The organism is Pseudomonas sp. ICMP 561, assembly GCF_002699985.1.
Classification (GTDB): Bacteria; Pseudomonadota; Gammaproteobacteria; order Pseudomonadales; family Pseudomonadaceae; genus Aquipseudomonas; species Aquipseudomonas quasicaspiana.
Window position 1 is genome coordinate 60,947 of record NZ_LKBT01000014.1, and the last position, 16,073, is coordinate 77,019.

Here is a 16,073-nt window from a genome sequence, read left to right on the forward strand (position 1 = left end):
CCAGCAATAGTGATCATGGACGATTTTCTGAATCTCATCCTGGTTACACACTTCGTCACAATCCGAGTTTAACCAGCAGCGCCGGGGCATTCGAGTCTGATTTTTTGCCATCCTTTCGCCATGTAGTAGCGGCAAATTGTCGCAACACGATTTTGCGCGAGTAAGATGTGCACCTTGATTTCACGACCCCCGATTTTTCGGGGCTGGCTCTGATGCGCTCTGCATGGAGATTCCAGGTTGCCAGCCTTGGTTGTACGGACTGAATACGAGTAGACAAGAAAAGGCGATAACTGAAAATGACCAAGACTTCGCGACCTTTATATATTTCCTATGCCGGCCCTTCGCTGCTGGAAATGCCCCTGCTGAATAAAGGCAGTGCTTTTACCCCGCAAGAGCGGGTCGAATTCAATCTGATCGGTCTGCTGCCGCAAAACGTAGAGACCATCGAAGAGCAAGTTACGCGGGTGTACAGCCAGTATCAGCAGTGCGCGAGCGATCTGGATAAGCATATTTATCTGCGTTCGATCCAGGACAACAACGAAACGTTGTTCTTCCGTCTGCTGGATTCCCACCTCGATGAAATGCTGCCGATCATCTATACGCCGACGGTAGGGCAGGCGTGTCAGGAATTCTCCAAAATCTATCGCACTCACCGCGGTCTGTTCATTTCCTATCCGGATCGCGACCGCATTGATGACATTCTTCGTAGCGCCACTAAAGACCGGATCAAGATCATCGTCGTGACGGACAGCGAGCGAATTCTCGGTCTGGGCGATCAGGGCATCGGCGGCATGGGTATTCCAATCGGCAAGCTGTCGCTGTACACCGCGTGCGGCGGGGTCAGCCCGGCTTACACGTTGCCTATCGTGCTGGACGTCGGCACCAACAACCAAGAGTTGCTCGACGACCCGATGTACATGGGCTGGCGCAACAAGCGGGTGACCGGCAAAGAGTACGAAGACTTCATCGCGTTGTTCATCGAAGCCGTTCAGCGTCGCTGGCCGGACGTGTTGCTGCAGTTCGAAGACTTCGCCCAGACCAACGCCATGCCGTTGCTGGACAAGTACCGCGACGAGCTTTGCTGCTTCAACGATGACATTCAGGGCACCGCGTCGGTGGCGGTGGGGACTTTGCTCGCCGCCTGTAAAGCCAAGAACGAAACCCTCGGTCAGCAGCGCGTGGTTTTCCTCGGTGCAGGTTCGGCGGGTTGTGGTATTGCCGAGCACATCATCGCCGCGATGGTGATTGAAGGCCTCACCGAAGCAGAAGCTCGTAAGCGGGTAATGATGGTGGATCGTTTTGGCCTGCTGACTGACAGCATGGACAACCTGCTGGAATTCCAGAAGAACCTGGCCCAGAAAGCGGGTGACGTTGCGGGCTGGTCGAACGGTGCGGGTTATCCTGAACTGCTGGACGTAGTGACTAACGGCAAGCCGACTGTGTTGATCGGTGTTTCCGGCCAGCGTGGCCTGTTCACCGAGCAAATCATCCGCGAGATGCACAAACACTGCGCCAAGCCGCTGGTCATGCCGCTGTCCAACCCGACGTCTAAAGTCGAAGTCACCCCGCAGGAAGTTCTGACCTGGACCAACGGCGATGCATTGGTGGCTACCGGTAGTCCCTTTGCGCCAGTGACTGTGGGCGATCGCACGTTCCACATTGCACAGTGCAACAACTCCTATATCTTCCCGGGCATCGGTCTGGGTGTGATCGCGGCAAAAGCCACGCGGATCTCCGACAAGATGCTCATGGCGGCGTCCAACGCGCTGGCTGAGTGTTCGCCGATGGTGACGGGCAAGGGCGACGCAGTATTGCCGCCGCTGAAGGAGATTCAGGAAGTCAGCAAGAAGATCGCTCTGGCAGTCGCCAAGCAGGCTCAGGCTGATGGTGTGGCTCTGGAAACCACTGAGGAGTTTCTGGTTGAGGCGATCCAGCGTAATTTCTGGCAGCCGAAATACCGGGCGTATCGTCGCAGCGCGGTTTGATCGCGGGTTGACGAGTTGAGCGAAAGCCGCGACAGGTAAACCTATCGCGGCTTTTTTATGGGTTTAAACTTGGCTCATCTGGCGCTTTTATGCAGGATCTTTGCGTCACGCGTGACCTGTAGGAGCTGCCGAAGGCTGCGAAGACGTTTTATCTGATAGATCGCTTTCGCAGCCTTCGGCAGCTCCTACAGGTTGGCAGTTTTTCCACTGATAACTGGCAAGGCACAGGAGAGATGTATTGGAAGGAATCGACGAGGCAGGAACTGAACAGATCTTCGCCTTCAACGCCGCCCTGAAAACCCTGCTGCAAACCCGGCCAGCTAAGCCTTCCACCGGCGAGCCGCTGTATTTCAAAATCTTGCCAACGCCCCTCGGCCCAATGCTCGCCATGGCGGAAAAGCGCGGGTTGGTGATGCTCGAATTCCTGGATCGACCGATCCTGATGCGTGAGGTCGAAGAGCTGCGCAGCCGTTTCGGCTATTTGATCGGTGCGGGAGATACGCCGCATCTGCTGCAGATCGAAGACGAACTGAACCGCTACTTCGAAGGCTCGCTGACCCGCTTTGAAGTCTCGCTCCACACGCCGGGTAGTATTTTTCAGAATCAGGTATGGGAAGCGTTACGTCAGGTGCCTTATGGCACCACCTGCACCTATGGCGAAATAGCGCTGTTGTTGGGCAAGCCAGGCGGCAGCCGTGCGGTCGGGCTGGCCAATGGCAGCAACCGCATGTCCATCGTTCTGCCGTGCCATCGGGTGATCGGCGCAGACGGTTCGCTCACAGGTTATGGCGGTGGCAAGCATCGCAAGGAATTCCTGTTGCGTCTGGAGCGCGTAAAGCTCCAAATCGACGAACAGGGCCAGTTGGCGTTCTGAAGGTCGGAGCGTTGGCCCGATGAACGGTCACTTTTCGCCTGTATTAGCTGTAAATCCAGGATGAAGATGTTTAACACTTGCAGGACAGATGCGCGGTAATTGCCGAGTGCGATATATACTGCGCGCCATTCTTCAAGGGAGAGCCGTGTGGCCATCGATATTCACTGGATTCGCGACGACGACAGCCTCGCCCTGCATTGCGCACAGTGGCAGTCGCTGCCCTTTGTTGCACTCGACACCGAGTTCATGCGGGTCGACACTTTTTACCCTATCGCCGCGTTGCTGCAGATCGGTGACGGCACCAGCGCGTGGCTCATTGACCCGCTGCTGATCAATGACTGGCGGCCGCTGGCTGCACTGCTGGAAAACCCTGACGTCATCAAAGTGGTGCATGCCTGCAGCGAAGACCTTGAGGTTTTGTTGCGTCTGACTGGCAGCCTGCCCGCGCCGCTGTTCGATACTCAACTGGCGGCTGCTTACCTGAACCTGGGTTTCTCCATGGGCTACTCGCGTCTGGTTCAGGACGTCCTGAACATCGACCTGCCTAAAGGCGAGACCCGTTCGGACTGGCTGCAACGTCCGTTGTCCGAAACGCAGATCAGCTACGCAGCGGAAGACGCGGTGCATCTGGCCGAGCTTTACAGCCTTCTACGCCCGCGACTGTCTGACGAAAAATACGCGTGGTTGCTAGACGACGGTGCCGAGCTGGTTGCCAATTTGCGTCGCGATGTTGATCCGTATGAGGTTTACCGCGAGGCCAAGCTGGCCTGGAAACTGTCCCGTGCTCAGTTGGCAGTCCTCCGTGAACTGTGTGCCTGGCGTGAGCGTGAGGCCCGTGCCCGCAATGTGCCGCGTAACCGCATCTTGCGCGAGCACTCGCTGTGGCCGCTGGCAAGGACTCAGCCGGACAGTCTGGCGGCGCTGGCAAAGATTGATGACATGCACCCCAAGACCGTGCGTCAGGATGGCGAGTTTCTGCTTAACCTGATCAAGACAGCCAGCAGCGTGCCGCCGGATCAATGGCCGCCAGCGCTACCTGAGCCTTTGCCGATCGAAGCCGCGGCCGTGATCAAGACACTCCGTGCCGTTGGCCAGCGCTATGCCGAACAACTGGATATGGCGTCAGAGCTGATGTTGCGCAAAAAGACCCTGGAAGCCCTGCTTAAAAGCGGTTTCCCGAACGGTCCCTATCAATTGCCCGATTCGCTGCGTGGCTGGCGTCGCGAATTGATGGGCCAGGCGTTGCTCGATAGCCTGGCCAACGCAGGAGAACAGCAGTGAAGCGTATTTGCTCGATTTACCGCAGCACCAAGAGAAATGAAATGTACCTGTACGTGCTCAAGAGCGATGAGCTCAAGCGCGTACCGCCTGAATTGATGGTCGCATTCGGCAAGCCGTTTCACGCATTCGATCTGGTATTGAGCCCGGAGCGAGCGTTGTCTCGCGAAGACATCAACAAGGTATTGGAGAACCTCGACACCCAGGGTTATCACTTGCAGATGCCGCCAGCGGAGGACGAGTACATCGAACACTTGCCCGAAGAGCTGTTGCGCCGCAATGATCCGGTCTGAGCCCAAACCAGCACCCGTTAGCCGAAGTTATAAAGATTGATACTGGTCAGCGCGCCGAGTCAGGGCGCATTGCCGGTCAGTGGTCGCTTGTATTGTTTTTAAGGTTTTGAAGCCATGCGCGTTCTGATCGCCGAACACGATTACCCTGTCTACACCCAATTGCTGCGCAAGGCTGCGCCGGAACTGGAAATCCTCAGCACGGGCGACTCTGCGGAGTTGTCCAGGTTTGCCACTGATTGCCCGGTATGGCTCGGCCAGCCGGACCTGTTGGCTAACCTGCTGCGTCAGGGACATAAACCCGCATGGATGCAATCGACCTGGGCAGGCATTACGCCGCTGCTCGCCGAAGGTCTTCCCCGAGATTACCGTTTGACCCGAGCGGTTGGCATATTTGGCCAGGTCATGGCCGAGTTTGTGCTGACCTACATGCTGGGTCACGAACGTGAAGTGCTGGCGCGTCTGGTCAGCCAGGTCGAGCGCAAGTGGGACAACCGCAGCGGCCAGAGTCTCGCAGGCCGCAAGGCCTTGATCGTCGGCGCGGGTGATATTGGTGTGAGCGTGGCGCAATTCCTGGTGCCGTTTGGCGTGCAGGTCTACGGCATCGCATCGAGCGCCCGTACTCAGGCACCTTTCGTTGAAGTCGGCGCGATGGAAGATCTGGACCGGCTAGTAGGAGAGGTGGATTACGTGATCAACCTGCTGCCTAACACGGCGCAAACCCACGATCTTTACGACGCGAAGCTGTTCGCCAAATTCAAGCCTACGGGTTTGTTCATGAACGTCGGGCGCGGTACTTCGGTGGTTGATGCTGATTTGGTGGAGGCCCTCAAGGAAGGGCATCTGGCGGGCGCAGTGATTGACGTTTGCCGTCAGGAACCGCTGCCGCAGCGCCACCCGTTCTGGACCGCCTGGGGTTTGCTGCTGACCGGTCACAGTTCGGCGCCGACTTCGCCCGTGGCGATGGTCGGGCTGTTTCTTGAGAATCTCAAAGCCTATGAGGCGGGTGAGCAGCTGCGCGGGGAAGTGGATTTTTCGCGGGGATATTGAGGCTAGGTCTATCGTCGCATCCGGGTAGGAGGCAACTTGTTGGCGAGGAGGGTGTGTCAGTCACCGCCTCTCGCGAACAAGTTCGCTCCTACCAGATTTGGGGTTTACAGGCTGAAATCACCTTCTGCTGCCAACTGCGCCACGGTCTGACGCGGGCTTGGCACTTCGCGGCCTTGCAGGTATTCCGGCAAGATCGATTTGTCGCCCAGCTTGCCGATTGCCACGGCTGCGTGCACCGCGTAGCCCTCGGGAATATTCAGTTCTTTGCGGGTCAGTTCCTGATCGAAACCGGCCATGCCGTGGGTGTGCCAGCCGCTCAAGCTTGCTTGCAGGGCCAGGTAGCCCCAGGCGGAGCCGGTATCGAAAGTGTGCCAAAGCGCCGGGCTTTCTTCCGTGGCGCCGGGTGCAGTGAAGGTGGTCTTGGAGATCACGATCACCAGTGCCGCCGCATGTTGCGCCCAGTTACGGTTGAACTCGACCAAAAGGCTCAGGTAACGCTCCCAGTTCGGCGTGTCCCGGCGTGCATACAGAAAACGCCAAGGCTGCGAGTTATAAGCCGAAGGCGCCCAGCGCGCAGCTTCGAAAAAGCTCAGCAGGGTTTCCTGAGGAATGCTTTCGCCACTGAACGCGCGAGGCGACCAGCGTTCGGTGAATTGTGGGTCGATGGGATAATCGGCGACGCGAGGGTTTGTGCTCATGGGAATCCTGAAAGGCGAGGATGGAGGAGCGCTCAAGCGGTGGGCCGTGGACGGCAGGCATCGCGGATGTCGACTAGCGCATGTTGTATAAAAGCAGCGCACTAAAGCTACTGCGCCGTCCGTCCGATGACAAGTCTTGAGTACCGACAGTCGATCACACTTGGCCCGTGGCCCCTGTCGCACTAGACTGGCCGCCTTTTTCCTACCTGATGCTGATAGCCCGAACCCATGGCCGCTAAAGTTGAACCCTTCTGGATCCGCAAGACCCTCGCCCAACTGGACAATACCGAGTGGGAGTCGCTGTGTGACGGCTGTGGCCTGTGCTGTCTGCAGAAGCTTGAGGACGAGGACGACAACAGCGTCTATTACACGCGTATCGCCTGCAAGTTACTCGACCTGAAAACCTGCCAGTGCACGGATTACCCCAATCGCCGGGCATCGGTACCGGATTGCATCCAGCTCACGCCGGGGCAGGCTGACGAATTCAAATGGTTGCCGCCGACCTGTGGTTATCGTCTGGTCAGCGAAGGCAAGGACCTGCCACTCTGGCATCACCTGGTGTGTGGTGATCGGGATGCGGTACACAAAGAGCGCATCTCTCAGTCTGGTCGCATGGTCAGCGAGAACAGCGTGCCTGAGGATGATTGGGAGGATTATCTGATCTTTCGCGCGGGTTGAATCATTGCGCGTATCGGTAGGAGGCAACTTGTTGGCGAGGCGGTGTGTCAGTCATCGCCTCTCGCGAACAAGTTCGCTCCTACCAATGCGGTGAAAGCTTCACGCGTTATTTTCAGGTTTGTCGCCGGGCCGGGTAGGAGGCAACTTGTTGGCGAGACGGTGTGTCAGTCATCGCCTCTCGCGAACAAGTTCGCTCCTACCGGTACGGTGAGTTTTACAGCCCGTTCTTCGGCTTGGTCAGCGCTTCCAGACCTTCAGTCAGCGCGTCTTCAGTCGCCACTTCGGCTTTGGTCTTCAACAAGCTCAACTCATCACCGGCACGTTTGATGCGCGATTTGGCGATGTCCAGATCGTTGCGGCTTTTCTCGACCATGCTCTTGGCCGAGCAATGCCCGGTGATACCGCGGGCCAGCACCGCGCCGCCAATGGCCAGCTGAATCAGGCCGAAGAAACCGCCCCGACGCAGGCCTTTACCCATCATCAATACGCCGCCTGCCAGCGAGCCAACACGCTCCCAGCCTTGAACATTCTGTTCTGGTTTGCCTTCGATGGCGTCGTCAATGCGTTCTACGATCGGGGTATCGCTCATGATGTTGCTCCATGATGGGATGATTTTCGGTTCAGTAAGAACTGACTATTGCCTTCCGAAACTGTTCAATCCATTTCACCGAGCTGTTTACGAATCAGCCTGTTCCCGACCGAATTGTGGACCTGAGCGCGTGTTGACGCCTTTGGCCATGCGGTCGTAAAGCACCACATTGACGGTGGCAGCCAGGTTCATACAGCCCTGAGTCGGGATGTAGACGACGTCTTCACACCAGTCGCGAATCTCTTTGTCCAGCGAGCCGTCTTCGGGGCCGAAGATATACAGTGCTCGGTCCGGGTGAGTGTATTCCGGCAGGGCGCGAGCCCCGTCCACCAGTTCGACCGCGACTGGAATGCAGCCCAGGGGCAGGATGCTTTTCAGGTCTTCGATGCCGATCAGCGGGATGTCCTGATGGATCTTTTTAGTGTCGGTAACGAAGTCCCGAGCGCGCTCATAGCGTTTACCGGTGTAGAACACCGACGCCACCCCATAACAACCCGCTGCACGCATCACGGAGCCTACGTTTTCCGGAGACTTGGGATTGAACAGGCCAATGCAGGCATAGCGTTTGTTTGCCACGGGAAAGTGCTCGCAGGGAAAAGCGGGCGATTATACGGTGGCAAAGCCGCAAGCGGTAAGCTACAAGCTACAAGCGGATTGGGTTGCTCTTACTTGCAGCTTGAAGCTTGCAGCTCGAAACTGCTTCTATTCCTTCTTCATCAACCCCGCCAACGCCGCGAACGGGTTGTGCGTCGCCTTGGCGGCTTTCGGGCTGCTGGTGGAGCTTTCCGAGAAGTACTGCTGGTCGGTGTAGCGCGAGTGTTCGTTGTCGTGGCAGTAAAGGCAGAGCAATTCCCAGTTGGAGCCATCCTGAGGATTGTTGTCGTGGTTGTGGTCGCGGTGGTGCACGGTCAGTTCGCTCAGGCGCTTGCCGGCAAATTCACGGGCGCAGCGGCCGCAGACGTGGGGGTACATGCGCAGCGCCTTGTCGCGATAACCCATCTCGCGGTCGCGCTGGGCGTCGGCGAGGATGCGATCCAGCTTGGCGGTGTGGGAGGGTGGATTGGCCGTGCTCATGAGGTCACCTGTATCGGATTCGGTCGATGAAACAATAATGAATGCGTCAAGTCTAGCGCGTCGCGTCGGGTTCAGCCTTTGAGTTTTTCGGCGATCCAGATGGTGTGCCGCGTGCCCTTGTTGCCGTGGGCGAAGACTTGCACCTCCTCAGCCTTGAAACCGGCCTTGCGCAGCTTGTCGGAAAACTTCTGATCGGCGCTGGCTGACCACACAGCCAGAATGCCTTTGGGGCGTAGAGCCTGCGCACACGCGGCCAGTCCACCGGAAGAGTAGAGCCAGCTGTTGGATTTCTGCGTCAGGCCTTCGGGGCCGTTGTCCACGTCGAGCATGATCGCATCGAAGCCATGAGGCTCGCTTTTCAGTACCTGAGCGACGTCTTGAACGATCACTTTGGCGCGTGGATCCAGTAGCGGATTACCAGACTTCTCGCCCAGTGGCCCGCGATTCCACTCCACTACACCGGGTACCAGCTCAGCGACCAGCACTTCGCCATTCTTGCCCAGGTGCTTGAGCGCAGAGGCCAGGGTAAAACCCATGCCGAGGCCGCCGATCAATACGCGAGGCTGTACCCGTGAAGCCACTTTTTTGCAGGGGATCTCCGCCAAAGCGTCTTCGGAGCCGTGCATGCGAGTGTTCATCAACTGGCCGCCATCGCCGCCCTGAATCTTGATCACAAAGTCTTCACCGTATTCGAACAGGCACAAAGCACCGCCGTTATCGGGAATGGCAGTGGTGTCGAGCAGTACGAAACGTTTCATTGAGGACTCGTCTGGAGGTAGATTTTTGACCATAGGTCGTCGGCCAGGAGTAGGCTGAACGGCACAACAATCGTTTGGCACAGGAGGCCATTGATGAAGCGCGCTATTCTACCGGCGATTATCCTGACTGCGCTCTGGGTAAATGTCGGCTATGCAGATAATCAGTCTGCGGCATCTATCCCCGCATCGGGTTCGCCGGGCACCGCTACACCGACGCCGTATCCTCAGGTCGTTCCGCCGGGGCCTGCGCTCATAAACGGGACGCAGGGCGACGGGGCATTGCTGCCCAAAGTCGAACTGCCGCAGCCGCCCAAAGGGCAGCCGGTGCCTGGGCAGGATCCGAATATTCCTACGCCTATGCCGGCTCGGCCTAAATAACTGAATGATTGCTGACGTCCCAGTGGCTAAAGTGTTCTGTGGACGCTACAAAACTGTAGGACCGGCTTTAGCCGGGAGAGCTGCATTTCCGTCCATGCAAATCCAGCGCTGGTAACGACATCCTCCCGGCTAAAGCCGGTCCTACGAGGTCAACGCCTTGGCAAGCTTGCTGCGGGCACCGCTAAACCTGCTGCGCCAATAACTGGCCATCAACCATGCGCAGGCGCTTGGACAGCGACGTTGCCAGCGCACGGATGATTTTCGCGGCAACCCGCGGGGCTTCATCAAGCATTTTTTCCAGCGCGTCCCGGCCCAGATTCAGCAACTGACAATCGGTTGCGGCGATGCAACTGGCTGAGCGGCGTTCGCCATCCAGCACAGCCATTTCGCCAAATGCCCGGCCACGACGCAACACGGCGATTTCCACCGTCTGCCCTTCAGGGTTGAGTTTCTGCACCGAGACCGTGCCCAAATGGATGATGCTCATGAACGAGCCCGGGTCGCCTTCGCTGAAGATCGCTTCGCCCTTGGCAATCGATGCCATGTTGAAGTAGCCCGCAGCGGTCTGGAAATCAGCAGGCAGCAGTGGGTCAAACAGCCCACAGTCCATGAGCATGTCGCGGATTTCGTTATTCAGGTGTGACGGTTGTTCTGACATGGTCGGGTCTTGTTTTGGCCAATCGACGGTGTTGATGTATTTGCGCGAGGTCGGACGCTTCAAGCGTCCGACCCCACAGCTACTAAGACACGGATTTCAAACCGAGTTCATGGCTTGATCTGCAATACCTTGAAGATAAACCCGTATTCGAGTGCCACGTCACGCAAACCCTGATAGCGACCGCTCATGCCGCCGTGGCCTGCGCCCAGTTCGGTCTTGAGCAGCAGCAGGTTATCGTCGGTCTTGTTAGCCCGCAGTTTGGCCACCCACTTGGCCGCCTCCCAATACTGCACCCGGCTATCGTTGTAGCCCGCGATCACCAGCATGGCCGGGTAGTGTTGGGCGCTGACGTTTTCATACGGCGCATAGGCTTTGATTCGCTCATAAACCTCTGGCTCCTGCGGGTTGCCCCACTCGTCGTACTCGGTGACGGTCAGCGGCAGGTCGGGATCCAGCATGGTGTTGAGCACATCAACGAAGGGTACTTCGGCAATCGCGGCCTTGAACAACTCGGGACGCTTGTTGACCACTGCCCCAATCAACAGGCCACCTGCGCTGCCACCACTGATCACCAGTTGTTCGGCGCTGGTGCGCTTCTCGGCGATCAAGTGTTCAGCGCAACTGATGAAGTCGTCGAAGGTGTTCTGCTTGTTTTCCTGCTTGCCGTCGCGATACCAGGCTTCACCCAGTTCGCCGCCGCCCCGCACATGAGCGATGGCAAAGGCAACGCCACGGTCCAGCAAGCTCAGGCGGGCATGGGAAAACCACGGGTCAAGGCTTTCGCCGTAGGCACCGTAGCCATACAGGTACAGCGGTGTCGGCTGGTCGGCCAGTTCACGCTTGACCACCAGGCTGATCGGCACTTGCGTACCGTCCCTGGCGGTGGCCCACAAACGCTGGCTGACGTAAGCGTCGGCATCGAAAGGGCCGAGCACCGGGGTTTCCTTGAGGACCGATTGCTCGCCGCTGGCCAGCGTCAGTTGACGTACCTGAGCCGGTCGATTCAAGGACTGGTAGCGCAGGCGGATTTTATCGCTGTCGAACTCCAGCGTGTCCTGCACGTAAAGGCTGTAAGCCGCATCCGGTAACTGCACGCGATAGGCAGGCAGACCTTGCGGGCGCACCTCGATGATCGGCAAGCCTCCTTCGCGCAGGCTAAGGGTCAGGCCCTTGGCGTTGAGGCTCAGACCTTCAAGCATCACCGTGTCGCTGTGCGGGACCAGCACTTGCCAGTCATTGCGGGTCGGTACGCCAGTGGCTTTTTGCTTAGCCTGATACAGCGCAAAGTTGATGCCGTCCTGATTGCTACGGATCAGCCAGCTCCACACGCCATCCACCTGGCCGTGATCGATGGAATATTCGTGGCCTTCAACGCGCGGTGCCATGCACACGAATACATGTTGCGGTCGATCAGCATCCAGCACCCAGGCTTCGCTGGTGGTTTTGCTGTCGAGCCCGAGAATCAACTGCTTTTCCGAACTGCTGCGATAGCAATGCAGGAAGAAGCGTCCGTCTGGCTCGCTGAAAACCAGATCCGCCGAGTCATCACCCAGTCGGTGGCGATACAGCTTGTGAGGCCGATGGGTATCGTCCAGTTCGCCAAAAAACAGCGTCTGGCTGTCATTGGCCCAGGTCATGCTGCCGTCGCAATCTTCAAACGGCAGGCTGCTGACCTGACCATTGCTCAGCTCTTTGACGTAAAGCTGATAAACCTCTTCGCCGGTGGTGTCCAGGCTGTAGGCCAGACGCTGGTGGTCCGGGCTGATGCTGAAGGCCCCGAGGGAGAAGAAACCGCCCCCCGCCAATACATTGGGGTCGAGCAATACTTCTTCACGGCTTTCGTCGATGCTCATCGAGTCGTCTGCCGGACGCGGGCAGCGGTAATGCCGGGCGTATTCGTCACCCTCGGTGGTGCGGGTGTAATACAGATACGGTCCCCAAGGTGAGGGCAGCGACAGGTCTGTTTCAAGAATGCGGCCTTTGATCTCCTGAAACAGCGTCTCGCGTAGCGCTTCCTGATCCGCAAGCTGTGTCTGCTGCCAGGCGTTCTCTGCCTTGAGGTAGTCGAGAACTTCCTCGGTGTCGCGGTTTTGCAGCCAGGCGTAAGGATCTGCGCCATCGGCTTTGCGGGCGAGGGGGGCAGTTGATGCTGAATTCGATAAGGTCATGCAGGGCTCTCTCGTGGAGGCGCCTGGCGCAAGCGGGGAAAATGAAAAGCCGCTGCACCGGACTAATACTCAAGCCGGACAAGCCGGGTTGGCGAAAAGCCGTTATCATAAGCGCCTCTTTACCTGCCTTACCACGGATGTCATGACCGAGAACGACTATACGATCGCCTGGGGGCTCTACGCTTTTGCTGCGTTGGGCTGTCTGCTGGTTTGGTTTCTGGCGACCCGCTGGATGTGGCGTTACCTGCGCGAGCCGCTGGTGGTGATCGTTGCGGTGTTGCTGTTTACGCCGACGATGATCGACGCCACCAAGGAAATTTACGCGCCTGCTGTTGCCATCACCGCTCTGGACCTTTTGTTCAAGGTGGGCAGTAACGTCTGGAACGCGCTGTCTGACCTGGCCATGTACGGCCTGATTGCCCTTGTGGTTTACGTGCTGTTCGCGCTGATTCGCTGGCCGCTGGAAAAAAGCTGGAAAGCTCGCCATCCGGAAAAGCCGGTCCAGCCTGAAAACCCGGCTGACGCCGAAGAAGACGATGAGCCTTTTTCCGGGACTGACCGCAATACGCGTAAACCGGCGGCTCCCGCAGTCAATACCAGCAGCCGTTCGCGAGTCGAACCGCGCCTTTGAATCCTCCTCCGGCGCTTGTGTCGCCATGCTGCTGAACGTTTGCAATCGAGAACCTGAGCATGTGTGAACTACTGGGCATGAGCGCCAATGTCCCGACTGACATCGTTTTCAGCTTTACCGGCCTGATACAGCGCGGCGGGCGTACCGGCCCGCATCGTGATGGTTGGGGGATCGGCTTTTACGAAGGCCGTGGCTTGCGCTTGTTCCAGGACCCTGCGGCCAGCAGCGAGTCGGAAATTGCCCAATTGGTGCAGCGTTATCCCATCAAAAGCGAAGTGGTGATTGGCCACATCCGTCAGGCCAATGTCGGCCGCGTATGTCTGTCCAATACCCATCCCTTTGTGCGCGAACTCTGGGGCCGTAACTGGTGTTTTGCTCATAACGGCCAGTTGGCGGAATTCGGTCCCCTGGCGACGTTCTATCGCCCGGTGGGTGACACCGACAGCGAGGCGGCCTTCTGCGATTTGCTTAACCGCGTGCGTGAAGCGTTCCCTGAACCGGTAGAAGTCGAAGAACTTCTGCCGTCGCTGGTCGAGGCGTGCAGTCACTATCGCAGCAAGGGTGTGTTTAACTGCTTGCTCAGTGATGGCGACTGGCTGTTTTGCTTTTGCAGTACCAAACTGGCTCATATCACCCGTCGCGCTCCGTTTGGTCCGGCACGGCTGAAGGATGTCGATGTTATCGTCGATTTTCAGGCTGAAACGACACCCAATGACGTGGTGACAGTGATTGCGACAGAGCCGTTGACCGAGAACGAAAACTGGAACCGCTACGAACCGGGTCAGTGGGCGCTCTGGCGGCGGGGTGAGTGTGTGGCGAGCGGCAATACCTGATTTTCGGGAGCAGTGCGCAATGTTGTAGGACTGGCTTTAGCCGGGAGGACGTCGGAACATTCGCCAAATCTCCGTTGCCTGAAATACTGCCCTCCCGGCTAAAGCCGGTCCTACGAGGTCGAGGTCGAGGTCAAGGGCTCGGGCGCCAGCTTGCAGGCAAACATAGAATCTCCCACAGTAGGGATGCAGTCCAAATCCAATAGATGTGCCTGGTTTGAGAGGGATCTAAATGCTGCGAAGTTATCTGCGATTGGTCTTGTTCACAGCGGGCCTGTTGTTCGGGGTTCAGATACCGGGTTTCATCAGCGATTACGGCAAGCGGGTCGAGGCGCATCTGCTTGAAGCTCAGCAGAGCGTGCGAGGATACAACGCCACCGCGCAACAGTTCTTCAAAGGCGATGTGCAGGCGTTGATTCAGCACTACCGCAACAGTGAGGACCCGGTGTTCCGTAGCGACGCCGATACCATCAACACGCTCTTGACCCGCACCCAGGTCCTGGAGCGTGAATGGCTGGCAATGCAAGGTCCTTGGTATGCCCGGGCGATTCACGTCGCAGTGGCCGCCGATGCCGATATTCGCAGCGAGACCTGGAATGGTTACACCTGGCAGGTGTTGCTGGCACCCGACGTTATTGCGTGGGGTATCGTCAGCGCGCTGTTGCTGGCGTTCCTGATCGAAAGCTTCTTCCTGATGATCAACTGGGTCGTCAATGGCGGTCGCCGCAAGCATCGTCCGGAGCGGGACTGGCGCTGATTTTAGCCCCGGTATCTCTACACCGCGCTATATCGAGGCAAACATTGGACCTGTTGGAGCGAGGCTTGCCCGCGAAGCAGTCAATGCGGTAAGTCAGACGCACCGCATTATTGTCTTTCGCGGGCAAGCCTCGCTCCAACAGGTTCTGGGTAGATTCAGATAGCTCCGCGCTGTTTGATGAGAGTGCTACTTCGACAAAAACCTCATCCCTTCTTCCAGCCCTCGCAATGTCAGCGGATACATCTGATCTTCGATCAAATCACGTACGATATTGGTCGACGTCGTGTAGGCCCAGGCGTCTTTTGGGTAGGGGTTGATCCAGATGAGTTTCTTGAACTTGGCGGTAAAGCGCTGCATCCACAAGTAGCCCGGTTCTTCGTTCCAGTGTTCGACGCTGCCGCCCGCCTGGGTGATTTCATAGGGCGCCATGGCGGCATCGCCGATGAAGATCACTTTGTAGTCCGCGCCGTATTTATGCAGCAAGTCCTGGGTCGAGAAGCGCTCCGATCCCCGGCGCATGTTGTTCTTCCACACCGATTCATAGATGAAGTTGTGGAAGTAGAAATACTCAAGATGCTTGAACTCGGTTTTGCACGCCGAGAACAGCTCCTCGCAGACTTTGACGTGGGCATCCATCGAGCCGCCGATGTCGAATAGCAGCAACAGCTTGATGGTGTTGCGTCGTTCGGGGCGCATCTGGATGTTCAGCAGACCTGCGTCGCGAGCGGTGTGGTCAATGGTGCCGTCGATGTCCAGTTCTTCCGCCGCGCCCTGACGGGCGAATTTGCGCAGGCGGCGCAGGGCAATCTTGATGTTGCGCGTGCCCAGCTCCACTTGATCATCGAGATTCTTGTATTCCCGCTGATCCCACACCTTGACCGCTTTGCCTTTGCGCTCGCCAGCGTCGCCAACCCTGATGCCTTCCGGGTTATAGCCGCCGGAGCCGAATGGACTGGTGCCACCCGTGCCGATCCATTTGTTGCCACCGGCATGACGTTCCTTTTGCTCTTCCAGACGCTTCTTGAATTCTTCGATCAGCTTGTCGAGCCCACCCAGTGACTGGATTTGCGCCCGCTCTTCATCCGTCAGAGAGCGCTCGAACTCCTTGCGCAGCCAGTCTTCCGGGATCAGCGCCTTGAGATGATCGTCGAGCTTTTCCAGGCCATTGAAATAAGCGCTGAACGCTCGGTCAAACTTGTCGAAATGCCGCTCGTCCTTGACCAGAATCGTCCGGGCCAAAAAATAGAACTCATCCATGTCGGCGAAGGTGACACGTTGTTTCAACGCGTTGATCAGGTCCAGCAGCTCACGGACTGAGACCGGCACCTTGGCGGCGCGCATTTCATTGAACAGATTGAGGAGCATGGTCTCTCCTGA

Annotated in this window: 17 protein-coding genes and 1 pseudogene; 10 read left to right on the forward strand and 8 right to left on the reverse strand. The window is 57.7% G+C overall.

Annotation, left to right across the window (positions count from 1 at the left end):
• Positions 1–296 precede the first annotated feature (296 nt).
• From AO242_RS13450 to AO242_RS13470, 5 genes and pseudogenes are all read left to right on the forward strand, one after another.
• Positions 297–1,985, forward strand: a complete 1,689-nt coding sequence (locus AO242_RS13450) for an NAD-dependent malic enzyme (protein ID WP_099269098.1) — start codon at positions 297–299, stop codon at positions 1,983–1,985.
• Between the two features lie 334 nt (positions 1,986–2,319).
• Positions 2,320–2,859, forward strand: a pseudogene (locus tag AO242_RS13455) (methylated-DNA--[protein]-cysteine S-methyltransferase); the annotation flags it as partial.
• 147 nt (positions 2,860–3,006) lie between these two features.
• Complete coding sequence (gene rnd / locus AO242_RS13460; protein ID WP_099269100.1) at positions 3,007–4,140, forward strand: ribonuclease D; 1,134 nt, start codon at positions 3,007–3,009, stop codon at positions 4,138–4,140.
• On the forward strand, positions 4,137–4,430 hold the full coding sequence (locus tag AO242_RS13465) for a YcgL domain-containing protein (protein WP_027901859.1): 294 nt from the start codon (positions 4,137–4,139) through the stop codon (positions 4,428–4,430). Before rnd ends, AO242_RS13465 begins: the two co-directional genes overlap by 4 nt.
• 114 nt (positions 4,431–4,544) lie before the next feature.
• Positions 4,545–5,477 (forward strand): D-2-hydroxyacid dehydrogenase, encoded by a 933-nt coding sequence (locus AO242_RS13470; RefSeq protein WP_099269101.1) that lies wholly within the window; start codon positions 4,545–4,547, stop codon positions 5,475–5,477.
• A gap of 104 nt (positions 5,478–5,581) precedes the next feature.
• Here the strand turns inward: AO242_RS13470 and AO242_RS13475 are convergent, their stop codons facing one another.
• Positions 5,582–6,175: a nitroreductase family protein gene (locus tag AO242_RS13475; RefSeq protein ID WP_099269102.1), complete on the reverse strand. Its 594-nt coding sequence runs from the start codon at positions 6,173–6,175 to the stop codon at positions 5,582–5,584.
• 228 nt (positions 6,176–6,403) lie between these two features.
• Between AO242_RS13475 and AO242_RS13480 the strand changes: the two genes are divergently transcribed.
• Positions 6,404–6,853, forward strand: a complete 450-nt coding sequence (locus AO242_RS13480; protein ID WP_027901862.1) for a YcgN family cysteine cluster protein — start codon at positions 6,404–6,406, stop codon at positions 6,851–6,853.
• Between the two features lie 214 nt (positions 6,854–7,067).
• Here the strand turns inward: AO242_RS13480 and AO242_RS13485 are convergent, their stop codons facing one another.
• The 4 genes from AO242_RS13485 to AO242_RS13500 all read right to left on the reverse strand — a co-directional run bounded on the left by AO242_RS13485 (position 7,068) and on the right by AO242_RS13500 (position 9,274).
• Positions 7,068–7,442, reverse strand: coding sequence for a YgaP family membrane protein (locus AO242_RS13485; protein WP_027901863.1), 375 nt, complete (start codon positions 7,440–7,442; stop codon positions 7,068–7,070).
• An 87-nt stretch (positions 7,443–7,529) separates the two neighbouring features.
• Positions 7,530–8,018 (reverse strand): RNA methyltransferase, encoded by a 489-nt coding sequence (locus tag AO242_RS13490; RefSeq protein ID WP_087265375.1) that lies wholly within the window; start codon positions 8,016–8,018, stop codon positions 7,530–7,532.
• A gap of 126 nt (positions 8,019–8,144) precedes the next feature.
• Positions 8,145–8,516, reverse strand: coding sequence for a YajD family HNH nuclease (locus AO242_RS13495; protein ID WP_095093505.1), 372 nt, complete (start codon positions 8,514–8,516; stop codon positions 8,145–8,147).
• Positions 8,517–8,587: 71 nt separating this feature from the next.
• On the reverse strand, positions 8,588–9,274 hold the full coding sequence (locus AO242_RS13500) for a spermidine synthase (RefSeq protein WP_099269103.1): 687 nt from the start codon (positions 9,272–9,274) through the stop codon (positions 8,588–8,590).
• A gap of 93 nt (positions 9,275–9,367) precedes the next feature.
• On the opposite strand from AO242_RS13500, the gene AO242_RS13505 reads away from it, so the two are divergent.
• Entirely contained in the window at positions 9,368–9,652 is a 285-nt protein-coding gene (locus AO242_RS13505) for a hypothetical protein (protein ID WP_099269104.1), read from the forward strand.
• 181 nt (positions 9,653–9,833) lie between these two features.
• Here the strand turns inward: AO242_RS13505 and AO242_RS13510 are convergent, their stop codons facing one another.
• Positions 9,834–10,310, reverse strand: coding sequence for a cyclic nucleotide-binding domain-containing protein (locus tag AO242_RS13510; protein WP_095093625.1), 477 nt, complete (start codon positions 10,308–10,310; stop codon positions 9,834–9,836).
• 107 nt (positions 10,311–10,417) lie between these two features.
• Positions 10,418–12,478: a S9 family peptidase gene (locus AO242_RS13515; protein WP_099269105.1), complete on the reverse strand. Its 2,061-nt coding sequence runs from the start codon at positions 12,476–12,478 to the stop codon at positions 10,418–10,420.
• A 142-nt stretch (positions 12,479–12,620) separates the two neighbouring features.
• Between AO242_RS13515 and AO242_RS13520 the strand changes: the two genes are divergently transcribed.
• From AO242_RS13520 to AO242_RS13530, 3 genes are all read left to right on the forward strand, one after another.
• Complete coding sequence (locus tag AO242_RS13520) at positions 12,621–13,109, forward strand: MFS transporter (protein ID WP_099269134.1); 489 nt, start codon at positions 12,621–12,623, stop codon at positions 13,107–13,109.
• A 59-nt stretch (positions 13,110–13,168) separates the two neighbouring features.
• Entirely contained in the window at positions 13,169–13,942 is a 774-nt protein-coding gene (locus AO242_RS13525) for a class II glutamine amidotransferase (RefSeq protein WP_099269106.1), read from the forward strand.
• A gap of 229 nt (positions 13,943–14,171) precedes the next feature.
• Positions 14,172–14,696, forward strand: a complete 525-nt coding sequence (locus AO242_RS13530) for a DUF2937 family protein (protein ID WP_099269107.1) — start codon at positions 14,172–14,174, stop codon at positions 14,694–14,696.
• A gap of 186 nt (positions 14,697–14,882) precedes the next feature.
• Here the strand turns inward: AO242_RS13530 and AO242_RS13540 are convergent, their stop codons facing one another.
• Positions 14,883–16,061, reverse strand: coding sequence for a vWA domain-containing protein (locus AO242_RS13540; RefSeq protein ID WP_099269108.1), 1,179 nt, complete (start codon positions 16,059–16,061; stop codon positions 14,883–14,885).
• Positions 16,062–16,073: the final 12 nt, after the last annotated feature.

What these genes read in the sequence shown, in the direction of transcription:
- AO242_RS13450 (WP_099269098.1), top strand. Translation starts at nt 297, where the DNA reads ATGACCAAGACTTCGCGACCTTTATATATTTCCTATGCCGGCCCTTCG.
- AO242_RS13470 (WP_099269101.1), top strand. Translation starts at nt 4,545, where the DNA reads ATGCGCGTTCTGATCGCCGAACACGATTACCCTGTCTACACCCAATTG.
- AO242_RS13475 (WP_099269102.1), bottom strand. Translation starts at nt 6,175, where the DNA reads ATGAGCACAAACCCTCGCGTCGCCGATTATCCCATCGACCCACAATTC.
- AO242_RS13480 (WP_027901862.1), top strand. Translation starts at nt 6,404, where the DNA reads ATGGCCGCTAAAGTTGAACCCTTCTGGATCCGCAAGACCCTCGCCCAA.
- AO242_RS13485 (WP_027901863.1), bottom strand. Translation starts at nt 7,442, where the DNA reads ATGAGCGATACCCCGATCGTAGAACGCATTGACGACGCCATCGAAGGC.
- AO242_RS13495 (WP_095093505.1), bottom strand. Translation starts at nt 8,516, where the DNA reads ATGAGCACGGCCAATCCACCCTCCCACACCGCCAAGCTGGATCGCATC.
- AO242_RS13500 (WP_099269103.1), bottom strand. Translation starts at nt 9,274, where the DNA reads ATGAAACGTTTCGTACTGCTCGACACCACTGCCATTCCCGATAACGGC.
- AO242_RS13505 (WP_099269104.1), top strand. Translation starts at nt 9,368, where the DNA reads ATGAAGCGCGCTATTCTACCGGCGATTATCCTGACTGCGCTCTGGGTA.
- AO242_RS13510 (WP_095093625.1), bottom strand. Translation starts at nt 10,310, where the DNA reads ATGTCAGAACAACCGTCACACCTGAATAACGAAATCCGCGACATGCTC.
- AO242_RS13515 (WP_099269105.1), bottom strand. Translation starts at nt 12,478, where the DNA reads ATGACCTTATCGAATTCAGCATCAACTGCCCCCCTCGCCCGCAAAGCC.
- AO242_RS13520 (WP_099269134.1), top strand. Translation starts at nt 12,621, where the DNA reads ATGACCGAGAACGACTATACGATCGCCTGGGGGCTCTACGCTTTTGCT.
- AO242_RS13525 (WP_099269106.1), top strand. Translation starts at nt 13,169, where the DNA reads ATGTGTGAACTACTGGGCATGAGCGCCAATGTCCCGACTGACATCGTT.
- AO242_RS13530 (WP_099269107.1), top strand. Translation starts at nt 14,172, where the DNA reads ATGCTGCGAAGTTATCTGCGATTGGTCTTGTTCACAGCGGGCCTGTTG.
- AO242_RS13540 (WP_099269108.1), bottom strand. Translation starts at nt 16,061, where the DNA reads ATGCTCCTCAATCTGTTCAATGAAATGCGCGCCGCCAAGGTGCCGGTC.